The sequence below is a fragment of the Halonatronomonas betaini genome, assembly GCF_015666175.1.
Taxonomy (GTDB): domain Bacteria; phylum Bacillota; class Halanaerobiia; order Halanaerobiales; family Halarsenatibacteraceae; genus Halonatronomonas; species Halonatronomonas betaini.
Map to the genome: position 1 here is coordinate 331181 of NZ_JADPIE010000001.1, position 26057 is coordinate 357237.

Annotated in this window: 26 protein-coding genes; 25 read left to right on the top strand and 1 reads right to left on the bottom strand. The window is 39.2% G+C overall.

The genetic code is table 11. The features are described from left to right. Nucleotides 1-82: 82 nt before the first annotated feature. The 12 genes from I0Q91_RS01690 (at nucleotide 83) to I0Q91_RS01745 (ending at nucleotide 11060) form a co-directional block, all read left to right on the top strand. Nucleotides 83-295, top strand: a complete 213-nt coding sequence (locus I0Q91_RS01690; protein ID WP_270452449.1) for an FmdB family zinc ribbon protein — start codon at nucleotides 83-85, stop codon at nucleotides 293-295. Nucleotides 296-314: 19 nt separating this feature from the next. Then, on the top strand, nucleotides 315-1394 hold the full coding sequence (locus tag I0Q91_RS01695) for a mechanosensitive ion channel family protein (protein ID WP_270452450.1): 1080 nt from the start codon (nucleotides 315-317) through the stop codon (nucleotides 1392-1394). 2 nt (nucleotides 1395-1396) lie between these two features. After that, nucleotides 1397-2137, top strand: a complete 741-nt coding sequence (locus tag I0Q91_RS01700) for a hypothetical protein (protein ID WP_270452451.1) — start codon at nucleotides 1397-1399, stop codon at nucleotides 2135-2137. Beyond that, the gene (gene mgtE, locus I0Q91_RS01705; RefSeq protein WP_270452453.1) at nucleotides 2128-3492 is read left to right on the top strand and encodes a magnesium transporter; all 1365 of its coding nucleotides are present in this window, start codon (nucleotides 2128-2130) and stop codon (nucleotides 3490-3492) included. The genes I0Q91_RS01700 and mgtE overlap by 10 nt, the downstream gene beginning before the upstream one ends. 489 nt (nucleotides 3493-3981) lie before the next feature. Further along, complete coding sequence (locus I0Q91_RS01710) at nucleotides 3982-4371, top strand: GntR family transcriptional regulator (RefSeq protein WP_270452454.1); 390 nt, start codon at nucleotides 3982-3984, stop codon at nucleotides 4369-4371. Continuing rightward, the gene (locus tag I0Q91_RS01715) at nucleotides 4361-5077 is read left to right on the top strand and encodes an ABC transporter ATP-binding protein (RefSeq protein WP_270452455.1); all 717 of its coding nucleotides are present in this window, start codon (nucleotides 4361-4363) and stop codon (nucleotides 5075-5077) included. Before I0Q91_RS01710 ends, I0Q91_RS01715 begins: the two co-directional genes overlap by 11 nt. A 1-nt stretch (nucleotide 5078) precedes the next feature. Next, entirely contained in the window at nucleotides 5079-5837 is a 759-nt protein-coding gene (locus tag I0Q91_RS01720) for an ABC transporter permease subunit (RefSeq protein WP_270452456.1), read from the top strand. Nucleotides 5838-5852: 15 nt separating this feature from the next. Next, nucleotides 5853-6749, top strand: coding sequence for a DUF4097 family beta strand repeat-containing protein (locus tag I0Q91_RS01725; RefSeq protein ID WP_270452457.1), 897 nt, complete (start codon nucleotides 5853-5855; stop codon nucleotides 6747-6749). Nucleotides 6750-6766: 17 nt separating this feature from the next. Continuing rightward, nucleotides 6767-7807 carry a threonine aldolase family protein gene (locus tag I0Q91_RS01730; RefSeq protein ID WP_270452458.1) on the top strand — a complete coding sequence of 347 codons (1041 nt, stop codon included), beginning with the start codon at nucleotides 6767-6769 and terminating at the stop codon, nucleotides 7805-7807. 103 nt (nucleotides 7808-7910) lie between these two features. Then, a complete protein-coding gene (locus I0Q91_RS01735; RefSeq protein ID WP_270452459.1) occupies nucleotides 7911-8375 on the top strand; it encodes a redoxin domain-containing protein in 465 nt (154 codons plus the stop codon). A 14-nt stretch (nucleotides 8376-8389) separates the two neighbouring features. Then, complete coding sequence (locus I0Q91_RS01740; protein WP_270452460.1) at nucleotides 8390-9523, top strand: hypothetical protein; 1134 nt, start codon at nucleotides 8390-8392, stop codon at nucleotides 9521-9523. Between the two features lie 184 nt (nucleotides 9524-9707). Next, entirely contained in the window at nucleotides 9708-11060 is a 1353-nt protein-coding gene (locus tag I0Q91_RS01745) for a sodium-dependent transporter (protein WP_270452461.1), read from the top strand. 94 nt (nucleotides 11061-11154) lie between these two features. On the opposite strand, the gene I0Q91_RS01750 is transcribed toward I0Q91_RS01745, so the two are convergent. Further along, entirely contained in the window at nucleotides 11155-11691 is a 537-nt protein-coding gene (locus I0Q91_RS01750; protein ID WP_270452462.1) for a 2-thiouracil desulfurase family protein, read from the bottom strand. A 123-nt stretch (nucleotides 11692-11814) separates the two neighbouring features. Between I0Q91_RS01750 and I0Q91_RS01755 the strand changes: the two genes are divergently transcribed. The 13 genes from I0Q91_RS01755 (at nucleotide 11815) to rph (ending at nucleotide 26055) form a co-directional block, all read left to right on the top strand. Beyond that, nucleotides 11815-13509, top strand: a complete 1695-nt coding sequence (locus I0Q91_RS01755) for an ankyrin repeat domain-containing protein (RefSeq protein ID WP_270452463.1) — start codon at nucleotides 11815-11817, stop codon at nucleotides 13507-13509. An 88-nt stretch (nucleotides 13510-13597) separates the two neighbouring features. Next, nucleotides 13598-14041, top strand: coding sequence for a YaaR family protein (locus I0Q91_RS01760; protein ID WP_270452464.1), 444 nt, complete (start codon nucleotides 13598-13600; stop codon nucleotides 14039-14041). Nucleotides 14042-14068: 27 nt separating this feature from the next. Then, the gene (locus tag I0Q91_RS01765) at nucleotides 14069-16315 is read left to right on the top strand and encodes an N-acetylmuramoyl-L-alanine amidase (RefSeq protein ID WP_270452465.1); all 2247 of its coding nucleotides are present in this window, start codon (nucleotides 14069-14071) and stop codon (nucleotides 16313-16315) included. Between the two features lie 2 nt (nucleotides 16316-16317). Continuing rightward, nucleotides 16318-16890: a GerMN domain-containing protein gene (locus tag I0Q91_RS01770; protein ID WP_270452466.1), complete on the top strand. Its 573-nt coding sequence runs from the start codon at nucleotides 16318-16320 to the stop codon at nucleotides 16888-16890. A gap of 161 nt (nucleotides 16891-17051) precedes the next feature. Continuing rightward, entirely contained in the window at nucleotides 17052-18020 is a 969-nt protein-coding gene (locus I0Q91_RS01775; RefSeq protein WP_270452468.1) for a GntR family transcriptional regulator, read from the top strand. A 23-nt stretch (nucleotides 18021-18043) separates the two neighbouring features. Next, complete coding sequence (gene glmS, locus I0Q91_RS01780; RefSeq protein WP_270452469.1) at nucleotides 18044-18505, top strand: methylaspartate mutase subunit S; 462 nt, start codon at nucleotides 18044-18046, stop codon at nucleotides 18503-18505. Continuing rightward, complete coding sequence (gene glmL, locus I0Q91_RS01785; protein WP_270452471.1) at nucleotides 18483-19895, top strand: methylaspartate mutase accessory protein GlmL; 1413 nt, start codon at nucleotides 18483-18485, stop codon at nucleotides 19893-19895. Before glmS ends, glmL begins: the two co-directional genes overlap by 23 nt. A gap of 1 nt (nucleotide 19896) precedes the next feature. Continuing rightward, nucleotides 19897-21354, top strand: a complete 1458-nt coding sequence (locus tag I0Q91_RS01790) for a methylaspartate mutase subunit E (RefSeq protein WP_270452472.1) — start codon at nucleotides 19897-19899, stop codon at nucleotides 21352-21354. Nucleotides 21355-21365: 11 nt separating this feature from the next. Then, nucleotides 21366-22649, top strand: a complete 1284-nt coding sequence (locus I0Q91_RS01795; RefSeq protein ID WP_270452473.1) for a methylaspartate ammonia-lyase — start codon at nucleotides 21366-21368, stop codon at nucleotides 22647-22649. Beyond that, nucleotides 22649-24025 (top strand): acyclic terpene utilization AtuA family protein, encoded by a 1377-nt coding sequence (locus tag I0Q91_RS01800; protein ID WP_270452474.1) that lies wholly within the window; start codon nucleotides 22649-22651, stop codon nucleotides 24023-24025. The genes I0Q91_RS01795 and I0Q91_RS01800 overlap by 1 nt, the downstream gene beginning before the upstream one ends. Before the next feature lies 1 nt (nucleotide 24026). Continuing rightward, complete coding sequence (locus I0Q91_RS01805; RefSeq protein ID WP_270452475.1) at nucleotides 24027-24338, top strand: DUF4387 domain-containing protein; 312 nt, start codon at nucleotides 24027-24029, stop codon at nucleotides 24336-24338. Between the two features lie 45 nt (nucleotides 24339-24383). After that, nucleotides 24384-25280, top strand: a complete 897-nt coding sequence (locus I0Q91_RS01810; RefSeq protein WP_270452476.1) for an alanine-tRNA synthetase second additional domain-containing protein — start codon at nucleotides 24384-24386, stop codon at nucleotides 25278-25280. A 52-nt stretch (nucleotides 25281-25332) separates the two neighbouring features. Then, the gene (rph, locus tag I0Q91_RS01815; protein ID WP_270452477.1) at nucleotides 25333-26055 is read left to right on the top strand and encodes a ribonuclease PH; all 723 of its coding nucleotides are present in this window, start codon (nucleotides 25333-25335) and stop codon (nucleotides 26053-26055) included. The last annotated feature ends 2 nt before the right edge of the window (nucleotides 26056-26057 follow it).

Consider the following 26057-nt stretch of genomic DNA (forward strand, 5'->3'; position numbering starts at 1 on the left):
AAGTTATCTAATTCTAATTTTTAATTATATCAGAATTTGTTATAATAATAAAATAGAATCTATAAAATGGAGGTGAAAGATAATGCCTGTATATTCTTATAAATGTAGAAAATGTGAACATAAATTCGAAAAGGAGATGACTATTAGCCAGAAAGAAGAAAATGAAGTGATAAATTGCCCAGAATGCAAAAGTGATAATATCTTTCAAACCTTCGATAGGGTCGGCCTTTTAGGAGGTTCTAAAAATTCTAGCTGTTCAGGAAGTTGTCCTGCAGATAGAAGTTGTTGTGATTAAAATGCCAGGGGGTGGCTAGATGTTCATAGAAATTTTCAGGACTTTAGTAGCAGAGAATACTCTTATATCAGTTATTAATTTTTTGCTAATGATAGCGGTAGGCTGGGGTGGAATCTTTTTATATAATAAATATATAAGCTGTAAGATTCATGATAGGGTATCGGCCAGGTGGCCAGATGTCGATAAATTTTTGCTGCAGATTGATAAAAGGCTTATCGCTTTAATTAAAATTTCGATTATCTATACAGCCTTTCAGCAATTATTTTTGCCGGATATTATTGAACAGGGAGTTTATCTTTTTGTTCTGATAGCAACAACTTTTCAATTTGTGATTTTTATTCAATTTGTGATTATTTATTTCTTTAAACAGTACCTGGCCAGACAGGAAGATACAGCTGACCAGGATAAACTTTTGACTATTACTGAAAGTTTCACCAAAATTGTAACCTGGATTATTGCAGTAGTTTTTATTCTTGATAACCTTAATATAAGGATATCCGGGCTTCTGGCCGGTTTAGGTGTTGGTGGTATTGCTCTCGGTATAGCTTCCCAGTCGATTTTTCAGGATATCTTTAGTTATTTTACGATCTTTATAGACAAGCCCTTTGAGATCGGTGATTATATTATGATTGGAGAGTTTAGAGGGGTGGTAGAATATATTGGAATAAAATCGACCAGGCTGAGAAGCCTAACAGGGGAACAGTTAGTCTTTTCTAATACTGATTTAACAAGTTCTAGAATTCATAACTTTCGCAGGATGCGGCGGAGGAGGATTAATTTTAAATTTGGGGTGACCTATGATACACCTCTGGAGCAATTAAAGGAGATTCCAGGGATTGTAAAGGAGATAATTGAAACTAAAAATAAGACGGAGTTTGATCGGGCTCATTTTCACGCCTATGGCGATTATTCACTGATTTATGAAGTGATTTTTTATGTTCAGGATAAGGATTATGCCACTTATATGGACATTCAGCAGGAGATAAATTTTGAGCTGAAAGAGATTTTCAAGGAGAAAAATATTAGTTTTGCCTTCCCGACCCAGACTATTAATCTAACTCAGGAAAATTTAGTGGTGCCAAAAAATAAGGAGGAATAGATATGAAAGGTTATAAAATAATTGATACCTATCCAGATTTTTTTGATCTCTGGCAGACTGCTGCCAAGGAGCCAGTTAAGATTCAGATTGAAAGGTGGAGGACAGATTATATCACTGACTGGCCAGAGATTAAAAACTGGCAGTTAGCTGGCTATGAAGATGATGCTGAATGGCGTGAATATGCCAGAGAGGAGATATTTCCCTGGATTAATCAGAATTTTAATAGGGTAATGGCAGCCAGGAGCAATTTGCTAGGTGCGATCAGGTCTGTCTATGACCGGGATGCTGATCTTTTTCAGGAAAACTTACAGACATATTTCCTTATTTCAATAGGAGTAAGTAAAGATCTGGCCTATGTATCAAGCTATGGCAATCGCCCGGCAATTTATTTTGATCTGGTTGCGATTGCTAGAGAAGGCTGGCAGGATACTACGATTTTAAGAAGTCTGGTTGGTCTGCAGCTTGGCTATTATTATTTTGATAGCTTCAGGCAGAAAATCGGGGTGCCTGATGGTGAAGGTCAGCGCTGGAAATATTTTAAAATTGGTTTTGCCAGGGAATTTGCCAGAGAGTTATTAGGGCCTGATAATCAGGTTGATAAGGTTGCTGCCTATTATAACCAGGATATTGATGGTGCCCAGGCCTGTAATATAATTTCTGTTTTAAGGGAAAAATATAGCTTTAGACAGCTTGCCCTTCTGCAGCCTGCCAAAATAGAGGAAGAGGTTAAGGGATGCTTCTAGATACTGAACAGCTGAATAGAAATATTGCTGAAATTCAGGAAAAATTGGATTCAGGGGATATTCCAGCGGCGGTGAGAATAGCTGCCAGGCTTTCTAATCGCCGCCTGGTGGATATAATCAGTGAGGCCCCTAAAGAGACTGCGCTACCTTTTTTAGAAGCTTTAGGACCTGTCAGGTCAGCCCGGGTTTTGTCATACTTGCTTGAGGAGCTGGCAGTTGAGCTGCTGCAGGAGTTGAATTCAGAGTTTGTTCAGGAAGTTTTTATTGAGATGGAAGATGATGAAATTGCAGATATTATTCTTCATTTACCTGAGGATGAGAGGGATAAGTACTGGGCTTTGATACCAAATGAATATAAGGATGATGTTGAAGAGATTGTAACCTATGAAGAGGAATCAGTTGGAGCCTATATGGAAAAGGATTTTCTGACTGGTTTTAAAGATGACCTGGTGAAAGATGCCATTGATATGCTAAGCAAAGCCAGAGGTGAGATTGATAATACAGATTATATTTATGTAATCAATGAAGATGATAAATTACTGGGGGTAGTTTCAGTTCAGGAGCTGGCCTTTGCCGCCCGAAATGAGAGGCTGGAGAATATAATGACGGTTAAGGTTCATGTTGCCAGGGTTAATGAGCCGGCTATTGAGGCAGCTCGCTTAATGAAATATCGTAAATTTAAATTACTCCCTGTTTTAGACCTTCAGGATAGACTGGTTGGAGTTATGGCCCTCCATGAGGCTATCGATTTATTATCTGAAGAGTTGGCTGAAGATTTTGTTAGTATCTCTGGAGCCTCAGCAGAGGAGAGCTATTTTACTCCACCAAAGGATGCTATTAAGATGAGGCTGCCCTGGATGGCAGCCAATGTTTTTTTGAATCTAGGTGCTGTGGCTGTTATCAGCACGTTCGAGGATACAATTGCTCAGGTTGCGATTCTGGCAGCCTTTATACCGATGATTACTGATATGGGTGGTAATGTTGGGATTCAGGCTCTATCGGTCTCAATCAGGAGTATTGCTTTAGGTGAAGTTCAGATTGATGATGTTAAGAGGGTGTTAAGGAAGGAATTATCTATAGGCCTGATTAATGGACTGGCTTTAGGTTCTCTCTTTGCAATAATTGCTTATATTTTACAGAGGGAGCCTATGATTGGCCTGATTGCAGGTATTGCTCTGGGTTTTAATGTTATTGTTGCCGGTGTAGTTGGCGGGACAATTCCATTTTTGATAAAAAAGATTGGAAAGGACCCGGCGATGATGACCGGGCCAGTATTAACGACTATAACTGATATTACTGGAGTTACAATTTATTTAGGTCTCTCGACTATCTTTTTGTGGCAGCTTTTAGCCTGATTCTGGCTATTAATTTTATATTTAGCAGAAAAATTTATTCAATGCACCACCCTGATATTTACTGGCCAGTGGTTTAAATGGTATAATTGGTCATGGAATCTTTTAATCATTTGAATTAGCTATTATATATTTAATAACTGGTAGTAAGCCGGAGCAATCCCGGAGCAGACCTGGAGCAGAACTGGAGGAAAATTGGGGCTGGGCCGAAAGGATAGGCAAGCTAAACCGAAAGAATAGGGAATCTATACCGAATCTATAACGAAACAGTACCGAAGGAGTACCGAAGAATCAGCGTATTTATCCTGGTTCTGGTCTGGATTAATTTAATAATGATAAGTAACCCTGACTGGGATAGTAATTCAGTCGGGGTTTTTTCATTTTATAAAAATTATGTTTGACAATATTAAAGTATAGGGTTATAATATTAGTGTACTATTCAACTAGTGCACTATCTTTATAGCGCAAAAGTTGCTGGAAGGGGGCATTAATTTGGCTATAAATTATGATACTACGCGGCCTATTTACGAGCAGATTATTGACTTTATTTTAAAGAAGCTGGCCTCTGGAGAGTATTCTGCCGGGTCTAAACTGCCTTCGCAGCGGGAGATGGCTAAACTTTTATCTGTTAACCCGAATACTGTTCAGCGGGCATACCGGGAGATGGAGATTAAGGATCTGGTTGAAACCAGGAGAGGTCTGGGTACCTTTGTTACTGAATCTGAGGATAAGATAGAGGAGGTAAGGATTGAAATGGGAGAGGAGATCATTGAGAATTTTATTGAAGAGCTAAGGGCTTTAGGTTTTACAAAGGCAGAGATTGATAAAATGTTAGCTGATAAGTTTGCGGAATTTAAAGGAGGTAAGAGCAATGGAGCTTAAGGAGACTTTTAAACCGATTGCTAAAGTGAATTCAGTTTCTAAAAAATATGGTAGAACTGTTGCGCTTCAGGATGCCGAGATGGAATTTCCTGAGGGGGAGTTGACAGCATTAATTGGACCAAATGGCAGCGGAAAATCAACATTATTGAAAATTATGGTTGGTCTGACCTATGCAGATACTGGCTCTGTTGAGGTTTTAGGCCTTAAGCTAGGTATTCAGTTAAAGGAGCAGGTTGCTTTTTTGCCTGAGATAGATCATTTTTATGACTGGATGAAAGTTGAGCAGGTTATTGATTTTCATAGAAGCCAGTTTTCTAATTTTAATTACGATAAGGCAGTGGAGCTGGCCAGGGATATGAATTTGAAGACTGACACCAGGATTAGCTCTTTATCCAAGGGTATGCGAGGAAGATTGAAGTTGGTCTTAACCCTGGCCAGGGACGTTAAGCTCTATATTATGGATGAGCCTCTTTCAGGACTTGATCCCCAGTCGAAGGGCTATATTCTAGAGATTTTAAATAGTGAGTTTGCTGCTGGCGGTAAGTCTGTGATTTTATCGACCCATGAAGTTATTGAATCAGAGAAATTTTATGATTATGTGATTATGCTGGAAAATGGTCAGGTTAGATTACAGGGTTATGCCGATGCCTTAAGGGATGAGCATAATCTATCGATTCAGGATCTGACCAGGGAGGTGTTTAATTAAGATGGCTTTCTTAAATTTATATAAAAAGGAATTAAGGGAATCTGGATTTGCTGCTTTAATCCTTGTTTTATTGACTTTAGGCTTTCACTTTTTTCTCTACACCAGAATTACAGCTCAGAATTATCAGTTTATAATCGGTTCGGTGCTGGCTCCATTTTTTATCTTTCCATTGTATTTTCTGGTTACTGGTTATAGAACTTTCTCCCAGGAATGGAATGATCGGACGATCTATCTCTTGAAGTCATTGCCGAGAAGAGGTTATACAATAATTCTGGCCAAGTTTCTTGCTGCAACGACTTATCTCTTGCTTTTGATAGTACTGACTGCAATGACCACCTGGCAGATTGTTATGAGGACTATGGCAGATTTTGGGCCGGTTATGCCAGTGGATCTGACCGGAACATCGATTATCAATATTGTATTTTTAACTCTGGCCGGTTATCTTGGATTCAATCTATTTCTGTATTTTATGGCTCAGCTAGCCTGTCTTGTTAGTAGGGTTTATAACAGGTTTAGATGGCTGGTTACTATCCTGGTTTTTTATCTTTCAGGCTATCTCAGCATGAGGATAGCAGAATTGCTGGCCCGGCTCTTTAACTGGATGCCAGGATTGACCTTTCAGGTATCTGGAATTGGCGGAGCAGAGGAATTTACAACTGTTATAACTATTGGCAGTAACTCATTTCTCAGCCTGACCCTGGTGATTCTAGGATTTATAATTGGTGCAGGGTTATTACTTGAAAAAGTTCTTGAAGTCTAAAAGGAGGAATTTAGAATGTTATCGAGAAAAAGAGTTATAACGATAATAATAATTTTATTATTGATCTTTGTTTATATAGATGCCAGGCTGATTACTGATGGTCAGGGGATGGCCACACTGTTTAATGTAGATATCTCCTATAGCGGTAATGTAGACTGGTCATCAGGAGGCGACTATCAGTACAGGTCTGAGATTTCTGGTGATGAGATTTATGACCGGGCTGATTTAACTGGCCTCAGGGTTGTTAATAGTTTTGGCGAGGTTGATATTATTGGCGAATCCAGGGATGATATCAGCATAGATTACAGGATTGAAGTTAAAGCTGCAACTGAGGAATTACTGGAGGAAACTGTAGAACAGGTTGCTTTGGAGTTAAGTCAGAGCAATCAGGAATTAGAGGTTTCCACTGCCAGGCCTGAGAACATGGATAGAGTTAATATTGCAACTTATTTAACTATCAGGGCACCGGAGGAGCTGGCTGTTGATCTTAAGAGCAGGTTTGATGATATCAGGATAGAAGATTTCGCCAGCCAGATTATGATTGATAATAGCTATGGCGATGTTGAGCTTCTAAATAATTCGGGGCCGTTAGAAATTGAATCCAGTTTTAGTAATTATAAGATCAGTGGTATTCAGGAAATGATAAATGGAAGATTTTCTTATACAGATATTGTGATTGAGCAGTTAAGCTCGGATCTGGAACTTGATCTTCAATTTTCTGATTTAGATTTATATCTTGACAATGAGCCTGATTTCTGGAGTTATGATCTTAGTACTAATTTTGGAACTATTAATAGCAGATATGATTTTCAATTAACAGAAGATGGAACAAGGACTAATTATTATTATGAGAGAGAGGGGCAACCTCTTATCAAAATTGATGGCAGATTTACAGATATAACTATTCATTAAAAAGGAGAGTATTATAAATGGCAAATATGAAGAAAATCGATCTAAGAAGTGATACAGTAACCAGACCTAGCAATGAGATGCGCCAGATTATGGCTACAGCCGATGTTGGTGACGATGTCTATGGTGAGGACCCTTCAATCAATGAACTTGAAGAGAGGGCTGCTGAGCTCTTAAATAAGGAGGCAGCTTTATTTCTACCAAGTGGGACTATGGCCAACCAGGTTGCTCTTTTGACCCACACAGTACCTGGCCAGGAAGTTGTTTTAGGAGATGAAAGCCATATCTTTTATTATGAGGTTGGCGGGCTGGCCAGGCTTGGCAGCCTCCAGGCAAGAACTGTTTCAGATGAAAATGGTTATCTGGAGCCGGCAGCTGTGGAACATGCAATTAGAGGCGAGAATATTCATTATCCTGAGACCGGTCTTATCTGCATGGAAAATACCCATAATCGCCGGGGAGGCATTTCCTATGGTACTGATAGGGTTGAGCCGATAGCAGAACTGGCAAAATCTAAGGGGATTCCACTCCATCTTGATGGGGCCAGGCTCTTTAATGCAGCCTATCAGGAAGATGTTGACCCAGGAGATCTGGTGGCAGGATTTGATTCTGTGATGTTCTGTCTCTCCAAAGGCCTCGGGGCTCCAGTAGGTTCAATGCTGGCTGGTAGTGAGGAGTTTATTAAGTCTGCCAGAAAGAACAGGAAGCTCTTAGGAGGAGGCATGCGCCAGGCTGGAATTATTGCTGCTGCCGGGCTTTATGCTTTAGAAAACAGAAATGTTCTAAAGGCAGACCATGAGCAGGCAGAAGAGCTGGCAGAGATAATTGAAGGTTTTAAGACTGATAAACTGGAAGTTTTTAGACAGTCGACTAATTTTGTGATGCTGGCATGTAATAATCAGGGTGGCGCTGAATTGATATCTCAAAAGTTAAATGATGCCGGTATTTTGACCAATCAGTTCTCTGACAGGTTAATCAGGCTGGTTACCCATCAAGACCTGACTGAGGGAGATCTTCAGGTTTTTGCAGAGAGAATGGAAGAGATTATTGCCGGGCTGTAATAAGCTGGCAGAAAAATGGAGTAAAATTGTAACCTTTATCTGATTGTGTTATAATTTAAGCAGAAAATATTTATTAGTTTAATAAATAGAAGGGGTGTTAATAATGACTATTGAAAAGCTCATTAATTCAGAAGCTCCTCAGTTTAATTTAAAGGACCAGGATGGAAATAATGTCAGTCTAAGTGATTTAAAAGGTCAGAAGGTATTGCTCTCATTTCACCCGCTAGCCTGGACAGGTATCTGTCAGACCCAGATGGAGGATTTAGAGGGGCACTATTCACTTTTTGAAGAATATGATACTGTACCTTTAGGAGTTAGTGTAGATGCAACTCCATGTAAGAAGGCCTGGGCCAAAGAGATAGATATTACTAATCTAAAGATGCTTTCAGATTTCTGGCCCCATGGTGCCCTGGCTAAAAACCTCGGGATATTTAGAGATGAAGATGGATTTTCTGAAAGAGCCAATATATTAATTGACCAATCAGGTAAAATTGTCTGGGCTAAAAAGTATGAAATTGATGATGTACCAGATCTTGAAGAGGTTTTTGAAGCTATAAAAAATCATTAAGGTGGTATGAAAATATGAACTCATATTTACAGGACCTTTTAATTAATAAAGATAAAGCCGGGGTTGACAAATATTTAAATAGGCTAATTAAGAATAAGCACTGGACTTTAATCAGTCTGATTGATGAATTATTACCAGGACTGCTCTTTGAATCGAATCTGACCTATGGTAGTTTTCATCAGGTTAAAATGGCTTTATTCCTTCGCCGTCTTTCAATCAATAATATTTTAAGTAAAGAGACTGAAGAAGGGGTGGCCAGGGTTATTCTGACAGAGATGCTTAATAGAAACTGGCTTAATATAGAAGCCGGTGACTTTAAAGGGGCAGATAGGATCGACCAGCCCCTTGATAATATGGTGGAAGAGCTTAATAAGGGTAATATTCATAATAGCTATTACTATGCAATTCAGGAATATAAGGATAATCCAGCTAATTTATCAGAATATCTTCTTGGAATCGGGTCTCTTGGAATACCTGATTCTTTAGGCCATAGTTTAAGCTGTTTTCAGCCAGTAATAGAAGATCTTGTCTTTCCCCACCATCAATATGCAGAAACTGCTCTGCTTTCTTATGTAACCTATCTTGGCAGGCGAAATATTCCAGAGGATTTTGATCCTGAAGATTATAGTTTGAAAGAAGAACCTGACTGGACAGAGCTTTTGAAAAAGGCTGCATCTGGCTCTGGAATTATTAATCTCCACCATATGATTACCAGCTATATCTATCTTGCCTGGAAGGATTCTGATTATCATCAGGGGGATTATAAACTTCCATTTAAGATTTTAGTTGACTGGTTTAAGGATAAGAAGGTGGATCAGACCCGATTGGAGAGGGTTGAAAACCTTGAGGTATCAACCTGGTTGCCGTCTGATTATGCTGGTTTTTATGATGCCTTTGATTATGATAATCCAGATGAGACTGCCAGAATGGTGATAAATTTAGCTGAGGCAAAATATAGTCGCCTGTATGACTGGATGGTAAGGCTTTATGCAGATGATTATGATCAGCCTCGCTGGAATCCTCATTTCTATACTGGATTATATTCGGCGCTATCTCTTTATGGTATGGAGGATATTGATGAACTTGTTGTTTTAAGAATGGCTTTAGATCAGGCTGTAAGGTATTATATAAATGGAATGAAAAATTAATAATTATTTTTTCAGAAGGCGTATTATTTACCAGTAATACGCCTTTTGAATTTACTTATTTTATTTTTCAATTTAAAAAGTTATAAATATATAATAAAACTTGACATTTTATCTTTTAAAGATTATAATTTAAATAATCTTGCTGCGGCCGTTTAAATCACAAAAGTAAGGAGGAGGATTGCGGATGAAAAATGATTTGCAAAAAAGAGAAAACTGGACGACACGATTAGGTTTTATTTTAGCTGCTGCAGGTTCTGCTGTAGGTCTTGGTAATATCTGGCGTTTCCCATATGTAACAGGTACTAATGGAGGTGCCGCATTTCTATTTATTTATTTAATCGCTATTATTTTAATAGGATACCCGTTAATGGTTACTGAGATGACTTTAGGTCGGAAAACTCAGCGGAACCCGGTTGGAGCTTTTAAAGCTCTGGCGCCAAATACTCCCTGGTGGCTTGTTGGTGGACTGGGTGTTTTAACTGGTTTTGTTATTCTTAGTTATTATTCAGTAGTTGCCGGTTGGTCACTTGCCTATATCTTTAAGGCATTAGGTGGTTTTGTTCCAGAGATGGCATTTGGTGAAGTTTTTACTGATCATATTACTGGTGTTGGAGTTCCTATTTTCTGGCATGCAGTCTTTATGGCTTTAACTATCGGTGTTATTAGTGCTGGTGTTGTTAAAGGTATCCAGAGAGCAGTTAAAACATTGATGCCTATATTGTTTATTTTATTAGTTGTATTGATTATTAGATCATTAACTTTAGATGGTGCCAGTGAGGGATTGAGATTTTATTTATCTCCTGATTTTAGCGAGATAACAGCACAGACCTTTATGGATGCCATTGCCCAGGCCTTCTTCACCCTGAGTTTAGGTATGGGTGCAATTATTACCTATGGTAGTTATCTATCAGAGGATGCCAATATTGGCGATAATGCAGCCTATGTTGTTGGCCTGGATACATTAATTGCTGTTATGGCTGGTTTAGCAATGTTTCCGGCTCTATTTGCTTTAACTGATGTTTCTCCAGATGCAGGTCCAGGTCTTACATTTATAACCCTTCCTGCTGTATTTGCTGAGATGCCATTAGGGTCTTTCTTTGGCTTTATTTTCTTTGTTCTATTGTCCATAGCTGCTTTAACTTCAGCTATTTCATTGCTTGAGGTTGTTGTTGCCTGGGCAGTAGATGAAAAAGATATCGAAAGAAAGAAAGCCTCAATAATTGTTGGTATTATAATCTTTATCGTTGGTATTCCACCAGTATTAGGTTACAGTGCCTGGTCTGATTTTTCATTCCTGGGCTTTGATGTTCTTGACACCTATGACTGGATTGCCAATAGTATCTTTTTACCTTTAGGCGGTCTGCTAACTGCTGTCTTTGCCGGTTATGTCTGGAAGGCTAGAAACCTTGCAGATGAGGCAAATAAGGTCGGTGGAGTTATTAATATCGGTGAATGGTATGGTTTCTTAGTTAAGATTGTTGTTCCGATTGCAATTGCAGTAGTTATGGTTGTTACAATAGCTCAGACATTAATGTAAAATAGAGATAACTGGAGTAGTAATGTGATAGAGGAGATAGTATAGAGAAAAATATGGCCCAGCAAGAAAAACCCTGACCTCCGCAGTCAGGGTTTTATCTATCTTTATTGTGAAATTTTTTGACATCAGCTATGAATTTTTCCATTGAACTATTACTCTGCAATGAAATTTCATCTATTAAAGGCCAGCCCAGGTTTAATCTATTATATTCTTCGATTAATATTCCACCAGTTCGTCCCTTAAAATCCCTCCCTGGAGGTTTATAATACTTGCATCTCTTAATTCCGCAGGAAGGTGATTTTTCTTTTAAGATCATTCCGCCAGCATTATTATAATCTCTTAAATATTTTCTTATAACATTTCTTAAAATGTTTGGTTTTATCTGCCAGTGATTATTGAAAAGATAGCCAACTTCTTTCCGGTTATTTAATACTACAAGTTTAACTGGAGGCCTGGGAACACCTAAACCAGCAGCAACTTCAGGGCAGATTGGTTTTAAGATGAATGACTTTTTTAATTCTTTAAGTTGATTGAACTCAATAATGGAGCCATCATAACGGCAGGGTTTAAACCCAAGGCAGCGACTGATTAAAACCAGAGGTTTATCCTGTTTATTTGAATTGTTTATCATATAGGTTCACCTCAATTAATAACTTCTTTATTTAATTTAATTTTCCTTTTTTTCTTTTATATGAAGGGAATTTGCTTTTGATGGAGAATTTATTATAAAAAGAACTATTGGGGGTATTTGAAATTGAAAAAATTCAGGGAGTTTTTTATTATATTTTTTATGATTGCAACTGTTTTTTTATTAGCAGGACAGGTTCAGGCAGAAGTTGAATTCATTGAGCTGGTTAAAGGTGCTACTTTTCAAGAGGTCCAGGAAGCTATAGAAGCAGGAGCTAATGTTAATGCTAGAAATGAGGCCGGGGTGACACCTTTAATTGCAGCTGCAAGGCATAATCATAATCCGCAGATAATCTTTCTTTTAATTGAAAATGGGGCTACAATAGAAGCCAGGGATAATTCAGGTAGATCAGCTCTATATAATGCTGCCAGGTATAATAGTAATAGTTCTGTTTTAAGGACTTTAATTAATTATGGAGCAGCTGTTAATGTTGTGGCTGACGATAGAACGACTCCACTTTTAGCTGCAGCTGAAACTGGTTCGAATGAAAAGGTTAGATTATTAGTTCAGGCAGGAGCCGGTGTTGATCAGCAGAATAGAGAGGGGAAAACAGCTCTTCATATTCTTTCTGAGAAATCAAGTTCATTAACAAGTATTAGATTGCTCATAAATGCTGGTGCAAGTATTGATATTAAAGATAATCAGGGCCGGACAGCCCTCCACAGGGCAGCAGCCAGGTCAGATTCAAACCTTATCAGTCTTTTGCTTGATAATAATGCCAGGCCTAATCTTAAGGATAATAACGGGATTACACCTCTGATGCTTGCTGTCAGAAATGCCAGGAATACAAATGATCTTCAAAGGTTGCTGAGAGCAGGGGCTGAAATCGATCTTCAGGATGACCAGGGAAGAACTGCTTTTCTTCACGGAGTACTGACTAATAGATCAGTTTCTATTCTTGAATATCTTGTAGAAAAGGGAGGAGATATAAATCAGCTTGATAGAAATAAGCAGGGAGCTCTCCATTATGCTGTTAAAAACCAGGTTAACGATAGGCTTTTAAACTGGCTGATTTCAAAAGGGGGAGCTGTTGACAATACTGATGCTGACGGGTTTACTCCCCTGCATTATGAGTTAAAAAGTAGGCCAGATTATAATAGGGTGCAGATACTCCTGAATGGTGGAGCAGACCCTAATAGGCAAACTCCTAATCAATATACACCATTAATGCTAGCATTAGAGAACACGAATGATGGTGCACTGATAAACAATTTAATAAGCTCTGGAGCAGAGGTTGAACCTGAAAACACCTATCGTGACAGGACGCCATTGATGCTGGCAGCAGCTAATACCAATAATGAAAATATTATTGATATTTTGCTAGGAGAAGGGGCTGATGTTGGCAGAAGAGATGCTGACGACAGAAGGGTTGTTGATTATCTAGATGGTAACCAGGCCCTATTTGGAACAGATGCATATTGGGATCTTCAGTATCTGGAACCTGAGAAAAGAAAACTTGATACTCTTGATTTAAAATCATCGGCAGGAGCTGCTACCAGGAGTTTGATTATTCCTTCTTTAGGCCATGCCTATGCTGAAAGCTGGTGGCCAAAGGGAGCACTTTTCCTTGCTGGTGAAGCTGTAATGCTTGGTATGGCAGTAACTAGAGATGATTTAAGCGAAGCCACTCCTTATTTAATTGGTTTTTCTGCTTTGAAGGCATTTGAAATATTTGATGCTTTAAATGAAGTTGGCAAATTTAATGAGGAGGCAGAAGAATATAATCAGCAGGTTAGAGAATTTAATCTTCGACTGGAATAAACCTTTATAGTTCAAAGATCTTGCAGGAATTATGCTATTTATCTTGAAATATAATAAATAAGTCAATTTTTCGGAAGGATGTATTAAAATGAGGATAAATAGCAGTAATTTAAATAGAGATAAACAGATTAATAATCTTGTATCCAGGACTGATAGTCCTGAGAAATCTTCATTTCAGCAGAAGTTGGAGGCTGTTAATGAAGAAAATATCCGTGAAAGGCTTGATTCTCTTTTAGATTATGTTGATCAATATGGTGATAAGCTAAAAGAGACCATGGATAAGGAAGATCTCCAGGCTTACAAAGCACAGGTTAAAGAATTTTTACAGATTATTCAGAAGGAATTTGCCAGAACTAAACAGTCTTTTAGCTGGGACAATCAAGGAAATTTAAAGACATATATGATTATAGAAAAAATCAATCATGAGATGGAAATGCTTCAGGAAGAATTTATTCAGGATCAGGCAGATGTGCTAGAAGTAGTCAGGAGGATCGATGAAATCAGAGGACTACTTCTAGACCTTTATATTTAATTACTCCAGGGAAGGAGGGTTGTCAGTATGAATCAGAAAAAACTTTCATTTTTTCTATTAGTATTAACTTTTGCAATGATATTATTATTCTCGCAAAATATATTAGCTGAAACACCTGATATTTACTATCATGGTGAAGAAATTACTGAGGATCTTAATCCAGAAGTAATAGAAGATACATATTTAGTTGATGCAAGAGCCCTGGCCAATCATCTTGACCTGGAGCTTGAATGGGTTGAATCTCTTAAATCTATTAACCTTTCCCGGGAAGAGAAAGATCTAAGAATGATGATAGATCATCCCTATATTCAAACTGGCAACTCAACCCAGAGGACAGAAGTAGGAGCAAGATTAATTGATGAAACAAGTTATATACCTCTTAATGATGTAGTTAGAGCTTTCGGTTACTTAACAAACTATGAAGATAATGGTGACTTTTACATATTCCGACCAGAAACTAAGGTATATGAGGCTTACTGGAGTGACGATGAACGGATGATTTTTCTTGATATGGATGAAATAACGCCATACAGGATTGCCCCAACTGATGATCCTAAAAAGATGAAGATAGAGGTTGATAAAGCAGCTTTATCTGATGACTTTCTTGATAATGTTTCTAATGAAAACTTTAATCTCAGAGTTAGAGAAAATGAGGTTGAGTCAAGGCTGGAAATTATTATTACAAGTCTTCATCCTATCCCTTATCGTCGTGATGGTGGTATAGAGGAGGATGGCAGTAATCTTGTGGTTACCTTTAACCCACGTCTTGTTAATATAGACTGGAGAGATGATGATTTTCTTGAAATAGAAGCTAATTCGGCAATGGAAAGACCGGAAATATTTTTCCTTGAAGACCCCAGGAGAATGATTATTGATATTCCAGATCTCATGTTAAGTGAGGTTGATCTGGATATAGACGAAAATGAATATGTAAAGGATATACGTTTGAGTCAGTTTTCTGAAGATCCAGTTGTTTTAAGGGTTGTGCTGGAGCTTACTGATGATGCCCATTTAGGTATAGATGAATCAGTAGATGATGATAAATTAGTATTTAGACCAACTGAACAGACAATTGTTAGCGATCTGGCTTATGAACCTGGAATGATTTCATTTGTTACAAATAATGAGATTAATCCTGGTATCTTTACTTTGCCTGACCCGGATAGGCTTGTGATCAATATGCTTCATACAAGTCGGTCAGAGGATTTTCCTGATAAGATAGAAGTGGATAATTCCACTATGAAAGAGATCAGGTCATCAAGGTTTGACCGGGAAACAGTCAGGCTGGTTGCAGAGTTATATGAAAATAGCGGTTATGAATGGGAAGTTGAGGAAAGAGAAGATGGAAAGTTTTATCATACAGTAAAACTTGAGAATAGGTTAAGAGAGATTTATCTTACTGAACAGAAAAATTTCCAGAATCTCCATGTTGACTTTACAGGTAATGTGGATTATGAAGTCAGGAAATTTTCCCATCCTCACCGAATTGCAATTGATATTAAAAGTCTTGATCGAGAAGATATAGATGATTTTGAGCTCCCTGAGCCTGAAGGTATGGTGGAAGAAGTTAGAAAAGGGATTTTTGAATCAGGTGGTGAAGAATTCATAAGAGTAGTTTTTGAATTAAATGATTTCTATAATTATCAGGTACTATCAGGAGAGGTGGACAGTGAAATAATGGTTTCACTGGCAAAAGAGCAGCTTGACGACACCTCTACGATTATTGTTCTCGATCCAGGTCATGGTGGCTTTGATGCAGGAGCTATTGGACCGACTGGATTAACTGAAAAGGAGGTAGCATTAGCAATTTCATTAAAAGCTGCAGAAATTCTTGAAAATAATGATCATCAGGTTATATTAACTAGAGATGATGATACCTTTGTAACTTTAAATGATCGGGTTGATATAGCTAATAATAGTGATGCTGGTCTATTCGTTAGTGTTCATTCAAATGCAGCCCATAGAAATTCAGTTGGGGGTATTGAAACCTATCATGCACCTAATAGGCGCTCAGATAGTTATATGCTGGCTAATATAATGCAAAGGAGTATGCTGGATCATTTAGGGCTTACTGATAGAGGTGTAAAGTCTGATAACTTTTATGTGATAAGGAATACTGAAATGCCTGCAGTATTATTAGAGATTGGATTCCTATCAAATAGGGAAGAAGAAGAATTATTAAGGGATAGCTCATTTAGAGAAGAAGCGGCTCAATCAATTGCTGAAGGTATTGAGGAATATTTAAATCAGATCCATTCTGGAGAGGAGGAATAATCTTGTATAAGCTTGAAAGGATTAAAAAACCTGGATATGCTCTACTTGTTCTCCTGGTTTTAGCAGTAATCTTCCTCCTTAGAACTCCAGGTGAAGAATATCCTCCATCAGGTGAGAGAGAAGTTTATCTATATTTTGCAACTGAGGATGCCATGTATCTGGATCAAGAAAGCAGAACTTTACCTGGCGAAGATTTATATAGGGAAGCTATTGAGGAGATTGTTGCTGGTCCTGTTTCTGATGATTTAAGGCCGACAGTTTCAGAAGCAACTGAATTGATTGATTATAGTTATGAAAATGGGTTAATTACTTTAAATTTTAATGAGGCTATTAGAACAGATCATCCTGGAGGCAGTACAGGTGAGCGACTGACGATTTATTCAATAGTAAATACTCTAACGAGTTTGCCAGGTATAGAAGAGGTTCTTTTTGAAATAGAAGGTGAGGAATTAGAAACTCTGGTTGGTCATCTGGATCTAACAATCCCATATAGTTATTCAGAGGATATTCTTTTAGAGAATACTCCTGATCAAGAATCTACAGAAGAATATGAAATAGAAATTGAAGATAATTAATGATATTCCGGAGGTTTAATGACCTCCGGTTTTTTTATGAGAAAATAATTTAAATTATTTTGATTTTAAGGCAGGAATTTGTCCTTCGACCTATAATATATATAGAGAAGAAAATTGGTACTGTCCATTAATCCATTGTGCCAATTTAATGAGGTGAAATCATGGAAATAGAGATTGACAAGAAAAGTGGTCTGCCGATTTATCTTCAGATAAAGGAGCAGATTGAAGAAATGATCAATAAAGGAATATTGATGAGAGGAGAAAGGCTTCCTCCTGAAAGAGAACTCTCAAAAAAGTTGAATGTAAGCAGAAATAGAGTAAGTGCTGCCTATAAAGAATTAGAGCAGAATGGAATTCTCCTATCCCAGCAGGGCAAGGGTACATTTGTTAAAGTTGGCCCAAAGGGGCTTAAAGAGCCAAGCCGAAAAGATAAACTTTTGAAGATTATTGATCTGGCAATGGATGAAGCCATAGAAATGGGCTTTAGCCTTGATGATTTTTTGACAATAGCCTATGTTAGAGCAAAAGAGAAGGAAGAATTGAGAAATAGAACAAAGGTGGCCTTTATAGAATGCAGTAAAGAGCAATTAGAGGCTATGATTAATGCTACAGCCATAGAAAAAGAAGTTGCTGTTATACCAATTAAAATACAGGAGATGCAGAATGAACCGGAACGGATTGCTAAAGTATTAAATAAGGTAGAAGTGATTATTACAACACCGTTCCATCTCGATGAAGTTGAAGAATTTCTTGCTGGATCAGATAAAAACTTAGTTGATATGACACTTGAACCAGAAATGAAGACGATAGTTGATATTGCAAGAATTCCAGAAAAAAGTAATGTTGGACTGGTCTGCCAGTCTGAAAGCTTTGCTAAAGAAGTAGAAAGCTCACTGAAAGATAATGATCTTAATAATTTCAAGCTAAATTATACAACAACTGAAGAAAATGAGCAATTAGAACTATTTTTATCTGCTCAGGATGTTGTAATTTCTTCCCCGGCCCGTTATAATTCTATTCAGGAGAAAATTGATGGTCAGAAAAAGGTTATCAATTTTCAGTTTACCCCTGATAGAGGATCTATTAATTTATTGAAAATGACACTATTAGATGTAAATCAGGTTGAATAATAACTAGAGGTGAATAAAAAATAATGGAAAATCAGTCAAAACCAACAGTAGTCCTTGGTGTAATCGGTGCAGATGTTCATGCAATTGGAAATCAAATTTTAGAACATGCTCTTAAGGAAGCAGATGTAAAACCAGTTAATATTGGGGTAATGTCCAATCAGCAGGAATTTGTATCTGCAGCAGTTGAAACAGGTGCAGATGCAATCTGGGTTTCATCCCTTTATGGTCATGGTGAAATGGATTGTCGTGGTTTAAGAGACAAATGTAAGGAAGCTGGAATTGGAGATATTTTGTTGTATGTGGGCGGAAATCTTGTGATAGGAAAACAGTCCTGGGATGATGTAAAAGATCTCTTCCTTGATATGGGTTATGACCGGGCATATCCACCTGGAACCCAGCCAGAGACAGCTATAGACCATCTTAAAGAAGATCTTAATGAATATAATCTGGAGGGCGAAATAAATGCAGCAAGCCCTGCTTATTGATATAGGCAGCACCTTTACCAAAGTTGCCCAGTTTGATCTGGACTCACTGGAACTGGTTGCCAGGAGTCAGGCCTATACCACTGTAGAGACTGGAATCAAGCAGGGTTTACTAAAAGCCCTGGAAGATATTCCAGATTGGGAATCAGCTGATTATAAGCTGGCCAGCAGCAGTGCAGCCGGCGGTTTAAAAATAGTAGCCAGTGGCCTGGTGCCAGAATTAACGGCTGAAGCTGCCAGGCAGGCAGCTCTAGGGGCTGGCAGCAGGGTTATCGGCAGTTATTCCTATGAATTAACCTCTAGGGATATAGATGATATTCAAGCTGATAACCCAGATATTATTCTGCTGGCAGGTGGCACAGATGGAGGCAATCAGGAGATCATTCTCCATAATGCCCGAAAACTTGCAGAATCAGATCTTAATCAACCGATAGTTATAGCTGGAAATAGGTCTGCAGTTGATCAGGTTGAGTCAATCTTAAGCTCAAGTGGCAAAGAGACTTATATTACAGAAAATGTAATGCCAGAACTTGAGAAATTAAATATAGAGCCGGCCCGTCAGAAGATTCGGGAGATATTTTTAGATAGAATAGTTGCAGCCCGTGGTTTTGATCAGGTCAAGGAGTTTATTAATGGGGTGATTATGCCAACACCATCAGCAGTTCTGCAGGCAGCAGATTACCTTTCAAAAGGGGCTGGAGATGTTGAAGGATATGGCGAATTAATAGTTGTTGATATCGGAGGGGCCACCACTGATGTCCATTCAGCAGCAGCTGGCCATCCCAGGCAGTCAGGGATTAGCCAGCGGGGACTTGAAGAACCATATTTAAAGAGAACTGTTGAAGGCGATTTAGGAATGAGATATAGTGCAGAGGCACTCTTTAATCTCAAACCAGAACATCGCTGGCAGCAATTATTTAAAAATGAATATAATGATGATTTAGAGATAGATAATTTCAAAGATCATATAAATAGGGTAAGCTGTCAGCCTGACTATCTGCCAGAGACAGAAAATGATATCAGGTGTGATAATATTTTAGGCCGGGAGGCCATCAGGACAGCTGTTACAAGGCATGCAGGTAATTTAAAAACTATTTATACACCGAGAGGCGAAGTTTTTGTCCAGGAAGGCAAAGATTTAACAGGCATTAAGACAGTGATTGGTACAGGTGGGGTTATCGTCCATAACCAGGCACCTGAGGAAATATTAACAGGACTGCTCCAGGGGAATCAATCTGATCCAGAAACACTCAACCCGGAGAGGCCTGAATTTTATTTAGATAGTAATTATTTGCTGGCAGCTTTAGGGCTTTTGGCAGAGGTTGAACCAGAAAAGGCAGTTAAATTAATGAAAAAATACCTACGGAAATTAAAACAGGGGGATCCAGTATAAAATGAGTAATTTAAAGAATAAGAAAATTCCAGAGGAAGAATTTTTCAAAGAACGGGAAGAAGTTTTAAAAGCCTGGCCAACAGGTGAAGATGTTGATTTAGATGAGGCTATCCAGTATCAGAAAGATTTACCAGAACATAAAAAGATGTCAGCGAGATTAATGCAAGCTGAAGAGGAAGGCGAGACTTTAATTCAGCCAAGGGCAGGAGTTGCTCTTCCAGATGAATTAGTCGAACTTTTAAGCTATCTTGATGAAGAAGGGGAAGCAGATCTGCTCCCGGTCACAATCGATAGTTATACCAGACAGAATCAGTATAAAGAAGCAGAACAGGGGATTGAGGAGAGTCAGGAAATGGGCAGGTCAATGCTCAACGGTTTTCCTGCTGTAAATCATGGCCTGGAGACCTGTAGAAAAGTTATAGAATCATTAAACCTGCCTGTTCAGGTTCGCCATGGGACACCAGATGCCAGACTTCTTGCTGAAATTACAATGGCAGGAGGTTTCAGCGATTATGAAGGTGGCGGAATTTCATATAATATTCCCTATGCTAAAAAAGTATCTTTAGAAGATACAATTAGAGACTGGCAATATGTCGACAGACTGATCGGTTATTATCAGGAACAGGGTGTTGATATTAATCGTGAACCCTTTGGGCCTTTAACAGGGACCCTGGTACCCCCTGCAGTATCTCATGTTGTTGCAATCCTTGAAGCCCTGCTGGCGGCAGAACAGGGTGTAAAATATTTAACTCTCGGGTATGGCCAGAATGGTAACTTAGTTCAGGATGTTGCAGCCATCCAGACTTTAAGAGAATTAGCAGATTCCTATTTAACTGACGAAGGTTATGATGATATTAAATTAACAACAGTTTTCCATCAGTGGATGGGTGGTTTTCCTCAGGATGAATCTAAGGCCTATGCCGTGATCAGCTGGGGAGCAACCGCAGCAGCTCTCAGTGGGGCGACAAAAGTTATTGTTAAGACTCCCCATGAAGCAATGGGTATTCCAACAAAAGAGGCCAATGCCTCAGGTCTTAAAGCAACCAAACAGATTGTAAATATGCTTAAAGACCAATCATTAGAGCAGACAGCCAAGCTTGATCGTGAAAAAGATATGATTAAAAAAGAAGTTAGAGCAATTCTGGATAAAGTTAAAGAACTTGGCGAAGGTGACTGGGCTAAAGGGACAGTTAGGGCCTTTGAAGCCGGAGTTATTGATATACCATTTGCTCCAAGTAAATTTAATAAAGGGAAAATACTGCCGGCCAGAGATAATATAGGTGCTGTCAGATATCTAAACACAGGTAATCTTCCGCTTCCAGATGATGTTAAGGCTTTCCATGAGGAGCGTCTTGCTGAAAGAGGCGAATTTGAAGATAGAGAAGCAACCTTCCAGATGGTTATCGATGATATTTATGCCATCGGTAAAGGTATGCTTATTGGAAGACCGAGAGAGTAGGGGGGATAATAATGACAGAAATCATTGATATTATAGCGTCCCCGGCTCTGACAGGTTTTTATTTTGATGATCAAAAGGCTATTAAATGCGGTGCTAAGACCGATGGTTTAAACTATAAAGGTGATACTGCGACTCCAGGGTTTGAATCAGTCCGCCAGGCCGGCGAAGCCATTTCAGTTGAATTTATTCTTTCAGATGGCAGCCAGGGAGGCGGAGACTGTGCAGCTGTTCAGTATTCTGGCGCAGGTGGCAGAGATCCCCTCTTTTTAAGCAGAGAATTTATACCAGTAATTGAAGAAGAAGTTAAACCCTATCTTGTTGGGCAAAAAGTCGATAGTTTCAAAGAACTGGCTGAATTAATTGAAAATATTAAAATAAATGGCCAGCGGCTTCATACTGCCCTCCGCTATGGTTTAAGCCAGGCTGCTCTCTCAGCAGTTGCAGCTAGCAATCAGGAGAGCAGAACAGAGGTAGTGGCCAGAGAGTATGATCTGGATCTGAATCCAGAGCCTATTCCAATCTTCACCCAGACAGGTGATGACCGCTATTTGAATGCCGATAAAGCCATTATTAAAGGGGCCCAGGTTCTCCCCCATGGCCTGATTAACAATGTAACAGATAAATTAGGTCAGCAGGGTGAAAAATTAATCGAATATATCAGCTGGTTGAGAGATCGGATCCAGGAATTTGGTGGTGATGATTATCGTCCTGCTCTCCATATAGATGTTTATGGCACAATCGGCGAAGCTTTTAGTACCATAGAAGAGATGGCAGAATATATCCTGAAAGCTGAAAAAGCAGCAGCCCCCTTTAAATTAAGGATAGAAGGCCCGATGGATGCCGGTAATAGATCAGATCAGATCAAAGAGCTCTCAGCATTAACTGCAAAACTTGAAGAGTTAGGCTCAACAGTTGAATTAGTAGCTGATGAATGGTGTAATACCTTTGAAGATATCAAGCTTTTTGCCGACAATAACGCCGGCCATATGATTCAGATTAAGACCCCGGATCTCGGTGGCATTAATAATACAATCGAAGCAGTTCTTTATTGTAAAGATAAGGGCCTGGGAGCATATCAGGGAGGAACCTGTAATGAAACAGATCGTTCAGCCCGAATCTGTACCGATATAGCCCTGGCAACCAGACCAGATCAGATCCTGGCTAAACCAGGAATGGGTCTCGATGAAGGTCTTATGATAGTCAATAATCAGATGCAGCGGACATTAAGACTGCTGGAATGGAAAAAATCAAATCAGCAGACAAAGCAGATAAAAACTGAAGGAGTAGGTAGATAATGAAAGCAGAATTTAAGATACTGGCACCAACAGCCATTCTTGGCTATGGTTTCCCGATAAAATCATTTGAAGCTGGCATAAAAGAATCCCCTGATATTATAGCCGTTGATGGCGGATCAACCGATCCTGGGCCCTATTATTTAGGCTCAGGCAAATCTTTCACAGATAGAGAGGCAGTTAAAAGAGACCTTCGCCTGATTATCAGAGGTGGCCAGAAATTAGATATCCCTGTCCTGGTTGGAACCTCAGGAGGATCAGGAGCTGACTCCCATCTAAACTGGACAGAGGAAATAGTCAAAGAACTGGCCAGAGAAGAAAACTGGAATCTCAAAGTTTCATTAATCGGTTCTCAGTTCGATAAAGAATATCTTAAAACTAAACTGGCTGATGGCCAGATATCACCTCTGGCTCCAGCTGAAGAAATTAAGGCAGCAGATATAGATAATTCCACTAATATAGTTGGTCAGATGGGCATAGAGCCAATTATGGAAGCCCTGGATAATAGTCCAGATGTAGTCCTATGTGGCCGGGCCTATGACCCAACAGTCTTTGCCGCCCCAGCAGTTAAAGCCGGCTTCAAACCAGGCCTGGCCTTTCATCTTGGCAAGATTCTGGAATGTGCCAGCATAGCAGCCGATCCAGGCAGCGGCAGTGATTGCATGCTAGGAACCCTAAAAGAAGATTCATTTATCTTAAAGCCACTCAATCAGGAGCGGCGCTGCACAGTAACCTCAGTTGCAGCCCATACCCTCTATGAAAAGGCAGATCCCTATCATCTTACCGGACCAGGTGGCGAGATCGATCTAACAGATACTGAATTTACAGCAATTAGCGATAGAGAAGTTGAGGTTAAAGGGAGTAAGTTCATCCCGGCTGAAACTTATACAATCAAGTTAGAAGGTGCAGAGTTAGTTGGTTATCGGACAATCTCTTTAGCTGGAGTTAGAGATCCGATTATGATCTCCCAGTTAGATGATATTCTAGAGAGTATCAGAGCCATGGTCAGAGATAATTTTGATGATCTCAGTGAAGATGATTATCAGCTTATATTTAAGAAATATGGCCAGAATGGCGTTATGGGTGAGCTAGAGCCTAACAGAAATCAGCCAGCCAATTATGAACTTGGTCTGGTTATTGAGGCCATCGCTAAAACCCAGGAAATGGCAGATACAATCTGTAGTTTTACCCGCTCAAGCCTGCTCCATTACGGCTACAAAGGCCGAAAGGCTACAGCAGGCAACTTAGCCTTTCCATATTCTCCTTCAGATTTTAGAGGTGGCGAAGTTTACAGTTTTAGCCTCCATCATCTACTGGAAGTAGATGATCCAATCAAGCCATTCAAATCTGAAATCAGAGAATTTAAGGGAGGTAATTAAGATGGCCCAGAAATTAATAGATCTAGCAGATGTTGTTAGAAGTAAGAATGCCGGTCCTTTTGAACTTACAATTGATATCATCTTTGATAATTTAGAAGATTACAATCTGGTCAAGGAGAAAGCTGTTATCACCAGAGAAAAAATAGCGGATCTTTATCAGGTTCCTCTAGCAGATGTCAAAGATGTTATCTATTTTGAACCGGCCAGAGCAATCAAAGTAACCCTTAAACGGCCTATTCCTGCCGGTTCTCCAGGAGAGAGAGATGTATATGGCGCCCAGCAGCATGCTCCTCTTCTCGACTTAGAATTATAATTCTTATCAAAATGTGATATGATAAGAGGAGGAGTTGATCTATAAATGATAGATAGTTTTGCCCATTCAGTTTATTATGCACCAAGAGGAAAGGACAGAATCCTCTTTTTAGGAAACAATATATCTCAGATGCATCTCCACGCCAACGATCGCTTAATTGGCCTGATTGGAGATGCTGGCGCTGGAAAATCACTCCTGATTAAAGGAATGTTTCCAGGTTTAACCCTGACCAATGATGATGAAGGCATCAATGCCAGACCTTTACCGGTTTTAGATGATTATGAAGAAGATCATTTTCAATCCCATACTTACCATGTTGATATCAGGTTTGAAACAGCCTTTACCCAGCCCTGGCAGCTGGCAGAGGCGATAGAGAAGGCAGTTATGAAAGGTCGTCGGGTTATTATCGAACATTTTAATTTGATTGAGCCCCACCTTTCAATCGACCCTGAAGTCTTAGTTGGTATTGGCGAGGAAGTCCTTGTTACCAGGCCAGGGGTCTTTGGCCCGACAGCAGAAGAAGTCAGTAAAATCGTCTTCAAATCGATTAAATATCGGCGGATGGCTCATACTGCTGAAGATCTAACAGCCCTGGTCATTGAAAATAGAGGCTATATGCGGCCGCCACTTCACAGCGATGTTAAAAGTGGTTTTGTCCTCCAGTTCGATCAACAGCCTGATTTTTCTATTGAAGATATTGAGGCTGAAGTTAAAGAGATGATCTCTGAAAACTATAAAGTTAATTATCTCGATGACGAACATATTAAGATCGGCGATTATAAGTATGTCTGTACCGGTCCTAGAATTCACATGAATCGGACAGGTGATATTGAAGGATTCCAGCTAATTTCTGATTTTAAAGTCGACCCCAGGACAGGCTTCTTTTTAATGGCAGGACTTGTCGGCAATGAACGGAGCCAGTTCCAGTTAAGTAGAATATAATATCTAAAATTAGTTTTAATAAATGTTGCAGCAACTAGAAAGGTGATAAATTATGTCCTATCAGAGAATTAATCGACAGCATAACCAGCTCAGACCGGTAGAAATAGAAAGAAATTATACCAAATATGCCGAAGGTTCAGTCCTGATCTCAACTGGCGATACAAAGGTAATCTGTACAGCCTCAGTTGAAGATAGCGTTCCCTATTTTTTAAGGGGCCAGAATCAGGGCTGGCTAACAGCAGAATATTCAATGCTGCCAAGAGCAACCCAGAGCCGTTCAATTAGAGCAGCTGCTAAGGGTAAAATCGGCGGCAGAACTAAAGAGATTCAAAGACTCATCGGTCGCTCTTTAAGGGCAGTAGTCGATCTCGATAAATTAGGAGAAAGAACTATCTGGGTAGATTGTGATGTTATTCAGGCAGATGGCGGTACCAGAACAGCTTCAATCACAGGGGCATTCGTTGCTCTCATGGATAGTATTAACTATCTCCTGGAGACAGAAGAAATAAAAGAATCCCCAGTTGAAGAATTTATTGCTGCTACCAGCATTGGTATAGTTAATGATAAGGCCCTCCTGGATCTTAAATATCAGGAAGATAGCCAGGCCCAGGTTGATCTCAATCTGGTCATGACTGAATCAGGCCGGATCATCGAAGTCCAGGGCACAGCAGAAGAAACGCCATATACCAGAAAGCAGCTTAATAGAATGCTTGATCTTGGCGAAAGAGGTATAGCAGAACTTATTAAAATCCAGAAAGAAGCCCTGGGAGACTAAAA